This window comes from Parabacteroides faecis (assembly GCF_014647375.1).
Classification (GTDB): Bacteria; Bacteroidota; Bacteroidia; order Bacteroidales; family Tannerellaceae; genus Parabacteroides; species Parabacteroides faecis.
Genome location: NZ_BMPB01000004.1, coordinates 385,246 through 402,752 on the forward strand (window position 1 = coordinate 385,246; position 17,507 = coordinate 402,752).

Sequence of the window (17,507 nt, forward strand, 5' to 3'; positions counted from 1 at the left end):
GGATATATAATCGTTGGACTTTAGTCCCATTTCTTACTGATACAGTCGTTGAATTTGAAGAAATGTGGCTGAAGCCAAAACAAGAGCTTAACATCTAAACCGTCGGTTAAAACCGACGGCAAAGGAACCCGGAGAGGATTTATCCTCTCGTTATACAGAGACAAATTATTTTTATATACATTTTAATAGTAAAAAGAAAATGGCAGTAATGAATTTTGGCGGCGTTGACGAAAACGTAGTAACCCGCGAAGAATTTCCGTTGGAAAAGGCAAGAGAAGTATTGAAAGACGAAACAATCGCTGTGATAGGTTACGGCGTACAAGGTCCTGGCCAGAGCCTGAACCTGCGCGACAACGGTTTTAACGTAATTGTAGGACAACGTAAAGGTGGTAAGACTTGGGAAAAAGCCGTTGCTGACGGTTGGGTGCCCGGTGAAACACTGTTCGATATTGAAGAAGCATGCGAAAAAGCAACTATCATCCAGTATCTGCTTTCAGACGCTGCCCAGATTGAAGTTTGGCCACGTATCAAAAAGTATCTGACTCCGGGAAAGGCTTTGTATTTCTCTCATGGATTCGGTATTACTTACAAAGAACGTACAAACATCATTCCTCCTGCTGATGTAGACGTAATCCTGGTGGCTCCTAAAGGATCGGGTACTTCATTGCGTCGTATGTTCCTGCAAGGCCGTGGCTTGAACTCCAGCTATGCTATCTTCCAGGATGCAACAGGTAAAGCATGGGATCGTGTGATCGCATTGGGTATCGGTGTTGGTTCAGGTTATCTGTTTGAAACGACTTTCAAGAAAGAAGTATATTCCGACCTGACTGGCGAACGTGGTACTTTGATGGGTGCAATCCAGGGATTGTTGCTGGCTCAGTATGAAACATTACGTGAAAATGGTCACGAACCTTCTGAAGCATTCAACGAAACAGTAGAAGAACTGACTCAGTCATTGATGCCGTTGTTCGCTGAAAACGGTATGGACTGGATGTATGCAAACTGTTCGACTACAGCACAGCGTGGTGCTTTGGACTGGATGGGCCCGTTCCACGATGCAACAAAACCGGTATTCCAGAAACTGTATAGCGAAGTAGCTTGCGGTAACGAAGCTCAACGTTCTATCGATACAAACAGTAAACCTGACTATCGTGAAGGTTTAGAAAAAGAACTGAAAGCTCTTCGTGAAAGCGAAATGTGGCGTGCAGGTGCTGTTGTTCGTAAACTTCGTCCTGAAAACAACTAATAGTTGGTGCGATAAATAAGCAGTAAATATCTTGCGATATAAAGCGGTAATCCGGTCTGTTCCGGGTTGCCGCTTTTTCTTTCCCGTTCCCGGCTAAACATGAACCTATGACTAACTAAGTCTTTCCTTATGACTTGTTAATACGGAAGTCCTTACTTATTAAATTTACCCTGTACATCTTGCGTTATTACCCTGTACACCCTGACTGAATCATCCTGTATATCCTGGCTGGCTACCCTGTACAGTGTAATAATAAATAGTAGGGACTTTTGACTTAGAAGCTCCCTGACTATGCGATAAAAGGTGACGGGAAGAGATATAGTGGTTACCTGTGTGACATATTTTAGTTAAGTAAGTTCTACTATCATAAAGTTTATCGAATTTATCTGCCATCTGCAACCATTGTTCGTAATTATATGGTTATTAGACTGTAAATGGTTGCAGATAGCCGTTTTTTATCTGCTACTTTATCTGTCATCTGTCACCGGTATGGAATATCACCGTGTTATATGTTAAAACCCATTATCGGTGGAGCAGGTTTGTCGATCTCATATGCTTATTGTATTTGATCGGTTAGGTGTTTTTATGTAGTCGCTTTTCTTAATAGATGAGTGTTAAATAGTAAGTAATAAAGTATTAAATATATATTTTTATGCTTGTAGTTATTAATGATAGATTATATTTGTTGAAGAAAGTATGGTGTGTTTAATCAAGATGAATAGATTGATGTTTATGAGTAAAAAGTTGTGTATCTTGATTTTATGAACTTTATTTTATGTATGTGAACCTGGGCGCTTTTTAAGGAGAGAAGCGTGGCCTCTAATGAAATGAATGCTATTATGATTAAATTTATTTAATTAAAGTCTTGAATTTAACTATGTGGACAGACTCAAAACTAATTAAATCACTAATGTTTTCTGTATTGTTTGGAGCTGCGGGAACTGTAGTTGCAGCTATTCCAACAAGTCCCGAAACGATGGTAGTGCAACAGGGAAATAAGGTCTCAGGCCTTGTCTCTGACGATATGGGGCCCGTAGCCGGTGCTTCTGTCGTAGTAAAAGGAACTTCTGTCGGTACGATTACCGATACCGACGGCCGATTTAGCCTGGATAATGTCCGGCGGGGATCGGTTATTGTAATATCTTTTGTCGGCCTGGCTACGCAGGAGATTACGTGGAACGGGCAAGCTTCCTTACATGTTAAGCTGAGCGATGCGACACAGGATTTGGATGAAGTGGTAGTGGTGGCCTATGGTACGGCTAAGAAATCGACCTTTACCGGATCGGCCTCTGTTGTGAAAGCAGAGAAACTGGAAAAGGTGATGGGTACCGGTTTTACGGAAGCATTGCAAGGGATGTCGGCCGGTGTAAATGTAGTGAATACCCAGGGTAATCCCGGAGCAGAAGCCCGTGTTGAAATTCGTGGTATTTCTTCCATGTCCGGAAAAGCCAATCCTTTGTATATTGTTGACGGTATGCCTTATGATGGCGGTCTGAACCAGATCAATCCTACGGATATCGAATCGATGACGGTATTGAAGGATGCTGCGGCTACCTCTTTGTATGGTTCGCGTGCGGCGAATGGTGTTGTGATGATCACTACCAAGAGGGGAAAATCGGCGAAGCCCCAGATTAATTTCCGCGGAGCATGGGGTACTTCGGATAATGCTGTAAAGAACCCAAAGAAAGCGGATCCGTATCAGCAGTTGGAAAATACCTGGTATGCCCTGTATTACGATGCTTTACTTTATGACGGTCTGGATGCCAAGGCTGCCGGCGATTATGCATCTTCCCAGGCATTGACCAAGCAGGTAAAAGCAACAACGAATTCAAAAGGGGAAGCTATTTATGTGACTCCTTTCAGACATATCAATGAAAACTATGTATTACACGACGGCAATGGTAATCCTTACATGAATCCGAATCTGGAATATGTATGGGATGAAGATGACTGGGATGTTTATAAGGCTATCTTCTCCCGAAAACTGCGCCAGGATTATAGTGTGGATATCAGCGGACAGACAGGAAACGGGAAGACTGCTTATTTCTTCTCCGGTGGGTATCTGGATGATCAGGGATATGGAAACCGCCAGTATTACAAACGTTATTCTTTCCGTACGAACTTGAGTACCGAACTGTTCGACTGGTGGAAAGTGGCAGGTAGTCTGTCTTATTCCCGGCATCGTCAGAATGTGTCGGGAGGTGCCAGTCGTGCTGCAAACTTTACCACATCGCTTTCGTCCCCATGGTTGCGTAATGAAGATAATACAGGATGGGTTGTTTCGGAAAAGACGGGAAAGAGAATGTATAATTATGGTAAATATACCAATAACTTCTTTGGGGCGCATATCCTGAACAATTCGGGTGATTATTGGGACAATGAGAATGACGATAGTTTCGATAATAATATGGGACACATTCTCTCGGCTCAGTTTAATACGGAGTTTAAGCTGCCCTTGGGTTTGAAGTTTCGTTCAGCCCTGAATATCGATGATTACTGGTATCGTACGATGAATTATTCTTCTGCTGTGCATGGTAGCGGTCAGACTGCTCCATACGGTATTTCCATCCTGGCGGATGGAGGTTATGCCAGCCGTTATGATTATAATAAGCGCTCTACTACCTGGAATAATGTATTGTCGGGCGACTGGTCGATCGGCGATCACAATATTTCCGGTATGGTGGGGCATGAGTGGTATACCTGGGACTCTCATTATGAACAAGGCTGGGGCTACGGCATTATGGAGCTGGGTAAATACGAATTATCGAATACGACAAAGAATTTTGGCGTATCCGGCGGTCGTGATAAATACTCATTGCTATCTTTCTTTGGGAAACTGGATTATAATTTCCTGAATAAATACTATGTGTCTGCCTCTGTTCGTGAGGATGGTTCTTCCCGTTTCAGCTCCGACAATCGTTGGGGTACGTTCTGGTCGACCGGTGCCTCCTGGAGAGCTTCGAAAGAAGGTTTTCTGGAAGATGTAAAATGGATTGACAATCTGATACTTCGCGCCAGTTACGGTACGACGGGTAATGATAAGCTGATCGTGCGTAATGCAAGCAATGGTAAAGCGGGTGACGAAGTTTTATATGGTTATCAGGGCACTTATGAAAGTGACGACTTGTATCTGAAGTCCGGTTTGAAGCCATCGACAACTCCCACGCCGGATCTGAAATGGGAGAGCAATAAACAATGGAATATCGGTGTGGATTTTTCTTTCTTCAGTCGTCTGAGCGGTACGGTGGAATATTATTCCCGTACATCTCATGACCTGTTGTATTATAAAGAATTGCCTTTATCGGCACAGGTTGGCTCGGCTTCCGGATATAATATGAATATCGGTGACCTGCGTAATAGCGGTGTTGAAATAACGATCAATGCCAATATCTTTACTTCAAAAGATTTCAGATGGGATATCGATGCCAATATGAGTACCTTGAAGAATGAGGTTACTTATCTGCCGACAGGTGCATATACGTATGCTGGTACGGCTTGTACCTATAAAATGGAGGAAGGTAAGTCTATCTATGAATTTATCGCCCCGCAATATGACGGCGTAAATCCGGAAACAGGTTTGCCGGGTTGGTTGATCCGTGACGGTAACGGTGGTTGGGTGCGTACGGAAGATCAGGCGAAAGTAACTACCGATGATTTCGTATACTGCGGTTCTGCCATTCCTAAAGTATTCGGTTCTATCACCAATAATTTCCAGTTTAAAGGGATCGACCTGTCGTTTATGTTCTATTATTCTTATGGATCGAAGATTTCCGACTATACCTATAAAGAACGTATCATGAACCGTCCGGGTGTGGGTGTCGTACAAGAATTGGTGGAAGACCGCTGGAGACAGCCGGGTGACGCGGGAACGCTTATTCCCCGCTGGTCGTATAACCAATATGGTGCAACGGTAAAATATGCCGATAACTTTGTGTTTGACAACCATTACTGGCGCCTGAGAAACCTGACTTTAGGCTATACTTTACCAAAGAATATCAGCCGTAAGGCATTGGTAGAAAACCTGCGTGTGTATGTGACAGGTAATAACCTGTTGACTTTCGGGCCGGCAAAGAAACGCTTTACAGATCCCGAAACAGGTGTAATGGGTAACAGTTATAATGGTAACGCTGAAACGGATAACGGTATTCAGGGTTCCAGAAGACTGTATATGGTCGGTATTCAAATCACATTATAAATGTAAAAAAGATATTTATGAAAAGATTATTTATAAACATATCCTTCCTGTCCCTCGCTCTTGTAGGTTTTACTCTAACAGGATGTGATGACGATCTGACAACCAGTTCGTATGTGAAAGTGAATGATACGGATGTGCTCGAAAATATATCCCAGCTGGAAAAAGTCTTGACCTCGACTTATAAACAGTTGTATTTTAATACGGATAAAGGCGATCGTGTATTTGCCGGACTTCCGGGCTTCCAGATGTATGTCGATGCAGGAGGTGCGGATATTGTGAGTCATACCAATATGGGAGGCGATCAGGTCACGTCTTATCAATATTCGAATGCAAAGACTCAGGCGGATGGAAATGCATCCAAGATATGGTCGATGTGCTATAACGTGATCAACCGTGCTAACATTATCCTGACCAATGTGGATAATGCCAGCGGTGATGAAACGCAAAAGAAGCATATCAAGGGGCAGGCACTGGCTATGCGTGGAATCCAATATTTCCATTTGATCCAGAATTACCAGCAGACGTATGTTATTGCCAAAAACAAACGGGGGGTAATCTTGCGTACGTCTTCCACTGATGAGTCTCATAAAGGTTTTTCAACCGTGGAAGAGATATATACCCAGATCGTATCCGATCTGACTACTGCCAAGTCGTTGCTTACTGATTATCGTCCGGAAGACCTGTGGTTTATAAACTCTGAGATTTGCTCCGGTATCCTGGCCCGTGTATATCTGGTGATGCAAAACTGGGAAGGTGCTTACAGTGAAGCTAAGATTGTTTATGACAATCATAGTCAGTTGATGACGCGCGAACAGTATCGTTCAGGTTTCGATGACATGATTTCCGGTAATTATGCAGAGGTTGTATGGGCGATGAAGTATACTGCCGACAATAACCTGGGAGGTAGTACGCAGTTTAACTTCTGGTACAACCAGGATGAAAGTTATGGCGAAGGATATGCGGATGGTCCGATCTATTCTTTCCTGGATTACTTTGTAGATGAGCAGTTTGTGAAATTGTTTGAAGAAAAGGAAGACCGTTATCAATTCTGGAAACGTACAAAGAACGCAAACAAAGAGATCAATACTAAATGGGCGTTCGATAAGTATAAACATTACGGAGAAGATGGTGGAAGTGTGATCCAAAGTGCTACCCGTCCTGAAGTATGCCTGATGCGTGGTGCTGAAATGCTGTTGATCATGGCGGAGGCTGCTGCTCAGAAAGGAAGTACAGGAGAGGCTCTGACTTTATTGAATCGTTTGCAGGTAGCACGTAATGCAACTCCGACAACCAACGGAGGTGGGGATGCATTATTGGAAGATATCTACAAAGAACGGCGTAAAGAGCTGATCTGTGAAGGACAGGCTGGTTTTTATGATCTGGTTCGTTTGCAGAAGCGATTGATTCGTTATGGCGAAACGGCTGCAAATCCTGCCGGACATTATGTGTGGGGTATGCAATATCTGAATGGTTATAATGTCAGCGATCCCCAACCTGTGGGAATTCTGGAATCGAATGATTATCGTTTCTTCTGCCAGATCCCTCAAATGGAGATCCTTAATAACGATGCAATCTCAGAAGCTGACCAGAATCCCTGGAGCGGTCAATGATACGTGATCTCATACTAGAGGAAATTAACTTGTAGACAATATAAACAAAGAAGTGAGGCATGTCTTTAAAGGCATGCCTTTTTTTGTATCTTTGTATAATTCAAATCATTAATAACTTAAAATAATACCATGAAGAAGATCAGTCTTTTCTTTCTCTTTTTTCTATTGACTGCTCTCCCTGTTTTTGCTCAGGAAGATATTAAAATTACCCATGCCCCCTATCTGCAGAATCTGGGTGAGAATGAAGTAACAATTGTATGGACAGTCAACAAGCCTTCGATCGGATGGGTGGAACTGGCGCCTGACGACGGAACACACTATTATCAGACGGAACGCCCGAAATTCTTTAATGCGAAAAACGGTATCAAGCTGACATCTACCGTTCATGCTGTCCATCTGAAGGGATTGAAACCTGGGACGCGTTATCGTTATCGGGTCTATTCACAGGAAGTTCTGAGCCATGTGGGCTGGCGGGTTATATATGGAAATGTAGCCGCCACCTCTGTTTACGGAAAAGAACCATTGGCGTTTCAGACCAGTGACCACGGCAGGCAAACGGTAAATTTTGCGATGGTGAACGATATTCATGGAAAAAGCGACGTATTGGAAAAGCTTATATCTCATTGCGATTTAAAGTCGACCGATATGTTCCTGTTCAATGGGGATATGGTTTCTATTTTCAATAGTGAAAAGGAAATATTCGAAGGTTTTATGGATAAGGCGACAGCACTTTTTGCTTCTGAAATACCGATGTACTATACCCGGGGAAATCATGAAACGCGCGGCTCGTTTGCCACGGCTTTCCAGGATTATTTCTCTCCTAAGCAAGAGCATATCTATTATACGTTTCGCCAGGGACCTGTCTGTTTTGTGATCCTGGACAGCGGAGAAGATAAGCCGGATTCGGATCTGGAATATGCCGGTATAAACGTGTATGACCAGTACCGTACGGAACAGGCTGAATGGTTGAAAGGCGTACTTGAAAGCAAGGAATATAAAGAAGCACCTTTCAAAGTCGTCGTTTGCCATATTCCTCCTTTTGGTGGTTGGCATGGCGATCAGGAAGTGCTTGACAAGTTTATACCGTTACTCAATAATGCCGGTGTCGATATCATGCTTTGTGGTCATCTTCACCGTTATATACGGAATGAAGCGAAGGACGGTGTGAAATTTCCGGTTATTGTAAACTCTAATAATACGGTGTTGAAAGCTGAGGCTCAAAATAATAAACTAAGCATAAAGGTTCTTGATCAGGATGGAAAAGAGGTCGATAAACTGATTGTAAATAAGTAAAGACTGAGCCGGATATAAATGATTCCCGACAGGTAGTGTTGTTGCTGCCCGTCGGGAATTTTTGTTGTTCGATTGGTTAGAGAGTTCTTTTCATAGTATAAAATGATATTAGTCTTTACCTACATATCCTTGATTTTGCCTTAAATTCGGGTTAGCCAGAATTTCACTTTCCGGTATTGGCCAGACTTCATTCTTGTTTTTCCGGAACTGTCTTATTTCTATCTGTACCTTTTTTCCGGTAACCGGATTTACTGCTCCATATATAGGACCATTCATTGTTGCTTCACCGATATCCCATCTACGGATGTCCATATAACGGGTTCCTTCGAAAGCGAGTTCGATGCGGCGTTCCCGGCGATACAGTTTGCGTACTTTTTCTTCACTATTGTATTCGGCTGCAGTAACAGGTAGCTGACCGGCACGTTTCCGTATATCATTTATATAGTTTAATACGTCCGCATGATTGTATTGACCGGTCTCGATCAGGCATTCTACATAATTAAGTAGGATCTCGGCATACCGGATGATCATATAATCGTTTCTTTGACTGGTCCGGTCCTGTGGATCATAAAACTTCTTTAGCATGAAACCGCTTCGGGAAGCGTTGGGCCTGCCGACTGCTTCCGGTCCTTCACCCCACGGGTCGTAAGTATATTGCTCGAAAGTTGTATTGTCGTAAGGCATCACGATGGTTGCATACAGGCGTGGGTCACGATTGTCATTATATAAAGGATCTTTCATATAGATGTCCAACGAGTCAGCACCTAATTCTTCCAAGGTTTTACCCTGTTTGGTTTCAAAAGCGTTCACGAAGTCGAGCGTGGGCCATGAGGTACATTGTTGCCCCAATCCCGGACCGGAAAAACGAAAATAAGCTTCTTTGCATCCTGCCGGTTTGATAAGGATTCGTTCCTTATTTGCTCCGTCCATACTGACTGTCCGGAATAAATCCCTGAAATTTCGAGCCGGATCGTCATCTTCCGCATGGGTGTAGAATAATTCGTACCGGCCACTGTTTATAATCTCCGTGGCAGCTTGTCTGGAAACATCGTAACGTTTGGTGTTCAGGGCTATGATCGATTTAAGGGACAGGGCTACGGCTTTATCCATTCTGTCTTTTTTAGCATCTTCATATTTGAAAGGTAGTGCTTCGATAGCCAGTGCCCGGTCCAGTTCCGCCAGCATGAAATCGGTAACAGCTTCGGGGGTAGAACGTTCCATAAAATTCTCGTTCGGCGATAAAGCATGATCAACAACAGGGATACCTTCTTTATATCCGAAGTATTTAAACAATTCCCAATGATAGTATGCACGTAAAATAATGCATTCCCCACGCATTCGTTCTTTTTCATTCGGGTCGATAAAGTAAGCCTTGTCCATATTCTCAAGCATACGGCAACAGTTCCGGATATTCTTGTAATAAGCGTTCCATACCTCGGTGATACCTCCAAAGGAATTGGGACTATCCGAAGTGATGGTACTGTTACCGATGGTCGTAATAAAACCTCCGAAATCGGCTCCGTGATACGTATTGTCGGTAAATCCTTCATAATGAATGATCGATGCATAAGGGGATGTATAATGTAGTGAGCCGGAAGGTAACGAATAGCAGAGATTTAAGGCTGATTCTACTTCACCGCTGGTTTTCCAGAACGTATCGTCGGTTGCTCCGAATGGATTATCCCGTGTTAGAAAATCGCTGCAACCGGATAGTAAAACGATAAGAGTCGATAATAATAATGTATTTTTCATATCTGTATTTCTTTTAAAATGAAATATTTATACCTGCAGAATAGGTCTTTGACAGAGGATATGTACTTTCTCCTCCTCTTGATTCCGGATCGATCTTGTTCTCCTTGGCTATCGTGAACGGATTCTGTAAGTTTACAAAAAAACGCAGATTAGATACCCAGTATCTATTGGTAAAGGAAGAGGGGAGCGTATAACCAAGCTGAATATACTTCACCCGGCAGTAACTGGCATCGAAAAACCAATAGTCGGATGATTTACCATTATCTCCGGAAGTCGGTGTCAGGCGGGGAAAGCGGGCATTCGGATTTTCTTTTGTCCAATAATCCAGATGGAAATTCTGTGGACTGGCTGCATTACCGATAGGATCGGAATAGACTCCTCCATAATAAGCATCGACTCCCGATACACCTTGCAACATGATTTCAAAATCGATATTTTTCCAGTTCAGGCTCAGATTGGCAAAGTAGTTGAAATCAGGTTCTCCGTTTCCCATTACTTTACGGTCGTTTGCCGTGATCATTTTATCCCCGTCGAGATCCATATAACGAATGTCTCCGGGTTGTTGTCCGTCTATGATGACAATACCCTCTTTGGGTGTATAACTACCGTCGCTTTGCAGGATAAAATCACTTTCCTGCAATAATCCGTTTGAGACATATCGGTAGTGGCTGCTCAGCGCATGCCCTTCTTTGTCGATATGGCTACCTCCGTCGTAAGGGCCTCCCGGTAATTTCTCGATTTTGTTCTTGTTGCGCGATATTCCCCCGAAAGCAGAAACACTCCAGTCTCCGAATGTTTGCATATAATTCATGCTGAATTCCCAACCTTTATTTCTGATTTCCCCGGCATTGATATCCGATTGGCCGATTCCGCCGACAGCAGACAAGGGCGGTCGTAAGATGATGTCGGAAGTGAGTTTGTCGTAATAATCGAAGGTTATGTCTATCATATTATTGAAAATGCTGAAGTCGACTCCCGTGTTGAACATGGCTACTTTTTCCCAGGAGATATCCGGATTCCCGAAAACAATCTCGGAACCATTTCCCGGATCGATGGTGCTTTGGTATTTATAGGCTCCGATATTTTCGTTTCCTAATAACCCGTAAGAACCCCTTAACTTCAGGTTGTTTATCCATTTAACCTCTTTCAGGAAAGACTCTTTGTTTACATTCCAGCCGATGGCTCCGGATGGAAACCAACCGAATTTGTTTCCGGGGCCGAAGCGGGATGATCCGTCACGGCGAATAGTCGCTTCGAACAAATAGCGGTCATCATAGGTATAGTTTGCTTTTGCTAACAAGGATTGCATGGCATATTCATCCCATACACCACTGTTGTTCAGTTCGGCATTTACTCCGGCAATGGCAAACAGACGATGCTTTTCATGAAATGTCTTGGTATAGTCGACAGTTCCTCCAATATAATAATAACTGGAGCGCCAGGTTGACGATGGCTGAAAGTTTGCCCATGTAGCGATGAGCTGTCCGTTATCGTAATCGAAGAAGTTGACAGCACGCCGGTCTCCTTTGGTTGCTCCGCTATTCACCTGGTAACTGAATTGTCCGGCCAGGTTTAAACCGGGAATTATTCCCCATTTGGGTTGTAAGTTTACACTTATGTTATCTGTCAGGTTCTCTGTGAATCCCCCTTTTTCGATTTGTGCCAGGGGATTTCTCATACTCGATCCGTAGTTCCCGTAATACTCATTGGGGTCTCCTTCCCTTTGCGGATATTTGCCAACGATAGTCGGAGGTGTCCAGTATAATAACCAGATAGGATTGAAAGCCCCGGTCGCACCGTCTACACTGGCCTTATGCTGTGTGCCACGAATTACGTTCAGGTCGACACCTACTGTGATATTCTCCCGTAAACTGACAGTGGTGTTTGCCCGCAGGTTCAGACGGTCGTATGTGAAATCCTTTACATAACCGGTTTGTGCCATATAATTACCTGTAATGGCAAAACGGGCGATGCTACTACCTCCGTAGACCGATATCGAGTGACTTTGTATCGTCGCATTTTTCCATAATAAATCTGTCCAGTTGGTGTCCGGATATTTGTAGGGGTCACTTTGGTTGATTGTTTTTTGTATCGCATCCTCTGTGTAGACCGGATCACCCCCATTGTTTTTGTAAGCTTCGTTCATCATTCTCATGTAAGTGGGAGCATTCACAAAATCCGGCATATAGGTAGCTTTTTGTACACCGCCATATCCATTGTAACTGACCTTTATTTTGCCGGGTTGTCCTCTTTTGGTTTTTACAACGATAACTCCGTTAGCCGCACGAGCCCCGTAAATGGCTGCCGCTGCCGCATCTTTTAATACGGTAACACTTTCAATGGTGGTCGGATCGAGATTATCCATATCCATTGGAATGCCATCCACTAAAACCAAGGGTGACAGATTCCCCATCGTAACACCACGGATCTTGATTATTGCCGCATCTCCTCCCGGCAAACCACTCGATTGTGTTACCGTGATACCTGTAACACCTCCTTGCAGGGCTTGCGATAAAGAGGTGATCGGTTTGTTATTCAGTGTCGCATCCAGCTTTACCTGCGAGATGGAAGAGATACTGTTCAGTTTTCGTTCTTCCGTAAAACCGGTTACGATAACTTCTTCCAGCGCACTGATATTTTCTTCCAGCGAAATGATCAGGTTCGACTGATGGCGTTTAACCAGATATTCGACCGGCTTATAGCCAATATAGGAAAAAACCAGTATATCATCGCGTTGGGCTTCGATATGAAAGAGTCCGTCCAGATCGGTGGCCACACCTTGGTTGCTGCCTTTTATCTGGATGGTAACGCCCGGCAGGGGAGAAGGGGGTTCCTGTTTGTCGAAAACCTGTCCTTTTATCGAAATCTTATTATTCGCCTGCTGGCTTTTCTGTTCTGCTTTATAGAGAATGATATGTTTGTTCTCTATCTTGTAACTGATGTTTTTGTCTGTTAATACTTTATCTAAAATACTTGAAACAGTTTCCTTTTTAGCGGAAACTGATACTTTGGGGCTGAGGTCGATTTGGGAATCCTCATAGAAGAAGGAGTATTCGCTATTCTTTTTTATAACAGATAGAACTTCTTCTATGCTTGCATTTTTCATGATAAATGAAAAAACTTTAGTTTGCGAGTATGTCTCTGCTGAAACATATAAAGCGCAACAAATTAGAAAAAAGGCTGTAATTCTCATAATTCGCTTCAATTTAGGACAATAAATGCCTGAAACGAGATGCTTGTCTTGTTTTTTTTTCATACTTTTGTGAAGAAATTTAATTGCTAATTAAGTTTACGTGTTTGCTTCTGCAAACGCAGAGGATAGGAAATACGCCAATATTTCCTATTCTTTTTTTGAGATGTTATACCATAGGCGATATTAGATTAGGTTTATATTCTGATTGTTTTAGTAATTCCTTATTTAATCGTGATAATATTGTTTTCCTTTCGATAGTTTAGTCCACTACTTATTTTCAGGATATTCAATATCTCATCAATAGTTTCTCCCCGGATAAAATCGCCGGTGAAGTGGCGGTTGGCAACTTCCGGATTTTCAATGATAAATGTTATACCAAACCCTCTTTCCAATGTCTGGGCGAACTCCGGAAACGGGGTGGAGTAAAAAGAATATTTACCGGTTCTCCACATGGATGCAGTTAACGGGTCCACCTGCTTTTTTGAAAACGTATTCATCTGTTTGTCGAAGGTAACACAGTCGTTCGGTTTCATCTCCAGCATCTGATTGGAGGCCGGATGGCTGATCTGGACACGACCTTCTTCCAGTATCGTTTCGACGGACATATCGTTCGCATAAGTTTTCAGGTTGAATTTGGTCCCTAAAACTTTCACATCGATAAGCCCGGTGTTAACCAGGAAAGGTTTTTCCGCATTTTTTGCAATCTCGAAATAGCCTTCCCCTACAAAAGACACTTCGCGTGTTTTTCCTGTAAATTGTTTCGGATATTTCAGGTTAGAACCTCCATTTAAAAATATTTTGCTGCCATCGGCTAGCAATACCGAATCGCGTACCCCTTTTGGGGTAGATATTTCAAGCCAGGCCATATGCTCGTTTTCCGGACTATCTGTAAAGAAGTTATATCCGATAGTGAATAGTACGAGTAGGGAAGCTGCAATTGAAACAAAAAGAATCCTCCGTTCCTTTTGTCTTTTTCGTAGCTGTATCCGGGTAAGGATTTTATCCTGGACACTTCCTTTGCGCTTCCGGATGGCTTCCGGATCAACCTGGCTCCGGATTTGCTCAGCCAGCTTATCTGCTAATTCTACGTCAGATAAAACTTCCCATGGATGATTTGACTGTTTTTGACTACTCATATCTTCTCTTTTATAAATAAAATCCTCGGGGGATTATTTATGCCTAAAAGAAAATTGATATTTAGTGTTTGTTAACGATTAGTTGCTTCTGCGTGGTTTACAGTTAAGGGATTTGTCTTGTTATCTATCTTTTATATAATGTCCCACAATCTCTGTCAGCTTTTTCTTTGCAATGATCTGTTGTGCCTGCACCGTTTTTTCGGAGATACCCAGGATATCGGCTACTTCTTTATATTTCAGGTTATCCTCTTTTAACATAAGGAAGATCAGTTTGCACCGTTGGGGGAGTTGGTTCAGCGCATCTTCTATTATTCCGGTTATTTCGTTTGAGTCCAGCAGGGCTTCCGGTGTTGTATGGTCGATACTCAAATGGATATGCAGGTCTTCGATATATTCTTCGAAATAATTACGTTTATTCAGAAATTTCAGACATCTGTTCTTTATGGCGGTGAAAAGATAAGAGTTGAGGTTATCTATCTTTTTTAAGGAATCCCAGTTTTCCCAGATACTGACAAATACATCCGCCAATATATCTTCACAATCTTCATGGTCGGGAACGAAGTGCAGGGCAAAACGAAACAGACGTTCATACTGCTGCTCATAGAGAATTGTGAAGGAATTATATTTTTCGGTCATAATCGTATTAGAAGCAAATCGAGTATATTATAATTATTAGTGTGCGACTCCTTTGGCGACAAATTTAAACAATAATCTTATATAAAATAGTTTGCTCCTGCTATTTACATTCATTTCAATAATATTCTACATTTCTGCATTAGGGTGTTCCGGCTGAACTATCAAAAATAGAAAGAATTGAATCAGTTTTAGAAAGAAACTGTTAATGAGAGATTCTATATTTGTGCAATCATAGAACTTTAATAATTGTACAAATTAATAGAATCTTTCATGAAAACCTCTTTTTTAACAATATGTATATCGTTTCTATCTTTAGGTGCATCGGCTCAGATCAGCCAGGCGGACTTTGCGAACCCGGAGAATAAATATAAGCCTATCCCTTTATGGTTCTGGAATAACACGACGGTAAAAGAAACGGAGTTACTGGATCAGTTTCACCAGATGGTCGGAAAAGACGGCTATGGTGGTTGTGCCATCCTTCCTTTCGGCCAGGATTTTAAACCGGAATATTTGTCGGACGATTATTTCAACCTGTATGGTAAGATCATAAAAGAGGCTAAGAAATTAGATGTGCATTTATCCCTGTACGATGAGTACGGATTTCCCAGCGGAAGCATGGGGGCTATCAATGCCGATGGAGTTCCCCGTTTTATGAATAAATATCCGGACGCAACTATCAAACGCTTGGATAAGGTCGAATATAAGGTACTTCCCGGAGATGTGTTTGAGCAGGCAGTTCCTGCCGGGAAGCTGATGTCGGTTGTCGCAATGGATACGCTGACAAAATCCCGTATCTCATTGAAACAGCATATCCGTTCCGGAAAACTAGAGTGGAAAGTGCCGGAGGGTGCCTGGAAAATCATGTTTTTCGTCTGTGTGAAAGACGGTGACCCGAATGTCGATTATCTGAATCCGGAAGCTGTTAAATTGTTTGTAAAAGAAACACATCTGGCTTATTATGACCGTTTTCCGTCTTATTTCGGAAATACGATCATAGAGACTTTTTTTGACGAACCGACCATGTACCGGGCAAAAGGACGTATGTGGACAGAAAAGTTTAATGAGCAGTTCATCTCTCGTTATGGAGAATCTCCCGAACTGTTGTATCCGGCATTATGGTATGATATAGGTGAAGAAACCCAATCCGCACGAAACCGTTTGTTCGGATTGCGGGCACATCTGTATGCTGAAGGTTTTATGAAAACGATCGCAGAATGGGCATCGGCTCATGGTATTTCTTCTACCGGTCATCAGGACCAGGAAGAGATCGCGAATCCGGTCAGTGTTTCCGGCGACCTGATGCTATGTGGAAAATATATGGATATTCCGGGTATCGACAAGATTGGCGGAGGGCGTCCGACAGAACTGTTCTATAAAGTGGTATCCTCTTCTGCGAACAACTGGGATAAACGCCAGGTGATGTCCGAAACCTATGGTGCCATGGGGAATATAAGTGTAAAGACGCTTTACCATATCGCCATGGAACAATATACGAAAGGGATCAACACACTTATCCCTCACGCTGTCTGGTATAACGATCAGAATGTCACTTTCCTGCCCGAACTTTCCTGGCGGAACGAATTGTACCGGGACTCTCTTCCGGCATTCAATAAATTTCTTTCCCGTCTCAACTATATCCTGCAGCAGGAAGGAAGACATGTGGCGGATATCGCTGTGCTCTATCCGATCGAGTCCCTGCAGGGAGAACATGTGCTGGACGGCGAACTGGGATTTTATGAGGGGGGAGTAATCATTCCAAATACGGATTATACGCATATCTCCGCCTTATTGACGGATACGTTAGGACGTGATTTTACGTACCTGCATCCGGAAGTTCTGTCTGAAAAATGCCGGGTAGAGAAGGGACTGTTGCATTTGGATAATCAGGTGAACAAAGAAACTTTCCGGTTGCTGATCGTTCCGGGAGTAAAAACAATCTCCTTGTCAACCTTGCGGCAGATAGAATCATTCTTCCAATCCGGAGGAAATGTGATCTTTACAACTCAATTGCCGGAAAAATCTGTGGAACCGGGACGGGATCAGGAAGTGAAAGATAAGATTGCCCGGATATTGGCTGCCGGCTCCTCAGCTTCCGGTAAAGCTTTTTTCATCGGTAAACCCGCGCCCGATGCTTTGCGGGCTGCCATAACAGAGTCCTGCCGTGTTCCTGATGTGGCTTTTGAAGAAGGGGCCGAATTGAATTATATACATAAGGAGTTGAAAGATCAGTCAGTCTATTATTTTGCTAATTTAAAAGAGAAGCCATACCGTGCAAATGTCGTGTTACGTGGCAAACTGAAACCGGTGTTGCTGGATCCTCATACAGGGCAGCAGGCCAAAGTGGCATATAAGCATAAGAATGTTCACGGTATGGAAACGACGACAGTTGTGTTACCGATAGAAAAGAATTCATCAGTATTCCTGATCGATAATATTCATTAGAAAA

9 protein-coding genes are annotated in these 17,507 nt (G+C 42.9%); 5 read left to right on the top strand and 4 right to left on the bottom strand.

Going from position 1 to position 17,507, the window contains the following annotated elements; genetic code table 11:
• Positions 1 to 199: 199 nt before the first annotated feature.
• The 4 genes from ilvC (at position 200) to IEY67_RS07540 (ending at position 8,344) form a co-directional block, all read left to right on the top strand.
• Positions 200 to 1,246 carry a ketol-acid reductoisomerase gene (ilvC, locus tag IEY67_RS07525; protein ID WP_122357104.1) on the top strand — a complete coding sequence of 349 codons (1,047 nt, stop codon included), beginning with the start codon at positions 200 to 202 and terminating at the stop codon, positions 1,244 to 1,246.
• Positions 1,247 to 2,156: 910 nt separating this feature from the next.
• Positions 2,157 to 5,441, top strand: a complete 3,285-nt coding sequence (locus IEY67_RS07530) for a SusC/RagA family TonB-linked outer membrane protein (RefSeq protein ID WP_229800995.1) — start codon at positions 2,157 to 2,159, stop codon at positions 5,439 to 5,441.
• A gap of 17 nt (positions 5,442 to 5,458) precedes the next feature.
• Positions 5,459 to 7,051, top strand: a complete 1,593-nt coding sequence (locus tag IEY67_RS07535; RefSeq protein ID WP_183668999.1) for a RagB/SusD family nutrient uptake outer membrane protein — start codon at positions 5,459 to 5,461, stop codon at positions 7,049 to 7,051.
• 129 nt (positions 7,052 to 7,180) lie between these two features.
• Entirely contained in the window at positions 7,181 to 8,344 is a 1,164-nt protein-coding gene (locus IEY67_RS07540) for a purple acid phosphatase family protein (RefSeq protein WP_183669001.1), read from the top strand.
• Positions 8,345 to 8,452: 108 nt separating this feature from the next.
• Here the strand turns inward: IEY67_RS07540 and IEY67_RS07545 are convergent, their stop codons facing one another.
• The 4 genes from IEY67_RS07545 to IEY67_RS07560 form a co-directional block, all read right to left on the bottom strand.
• Positions 8,453 to 10,096: a RagB/SusD family nutrient uptake outer membrane protein gene (locus IEY67_RS07545; RefSeq protein WP_183669003.1), complete on the bottom strand. Its 1,644-nt coding sequence runs from the start codon at positions 10,094 to 10,096 to the stop codon at positions 8,453 to 8,455.
• Between the two features lie 13 nt (positions 10,097 to 10,109).
• Positions 10,110 to 13,202: a TonB-dependent receptor gene (locus IEY67_RS07550; RefSeq protein ID WP_158583242.1), complete on the bottom strand. Its 3,093-nt coding sequence runs from the start codon at positions 13,200 to 13,202 to the stop codon at positions 10,110 to 10,112.
• 308 nt (positions 13,203 to 13,510) lie between these two features.
• Positions 13,511 to 14,425, bottom strand: coding sequence for a FecR family protein (locus IEY67_RS07555; protein ID WP_183669005.1), 915 nt, complete (start codon positions 14,423 to 14,425; stop codon positions 13,511 to 13,513).
• Positions 14,426 to 14,545: 120 nt separating this feature from the next.
• Entirely contained in the window at positions 14,546 to 15,061 is a 516-nt protein-coding gene (locus IEY67_RS07560; RefSeq protein WP_122375838.1) for an RNA polymerase sigma-70 factor, read from the bottom strand.
• 270 nt (positions 15,062 to 15,331) lie between these two features.
• Between IEY67_RS07560 and IEY67_RS07565 the strand changes: the two genes are divergently transcribed.
• A complete protein-coding gene (locus tag IEY67_RS07565) occupies positions 15,332 to 17,503 on the top strand; it encodes a glycosyl hydrolase (RefSeq protein WP_183669007.1) in 2,172 nt (723 codons plus the stop codon).
• The last annotated feature ends 4 nt before the right edge of the window (positions 17,504 to 17,507 follow it).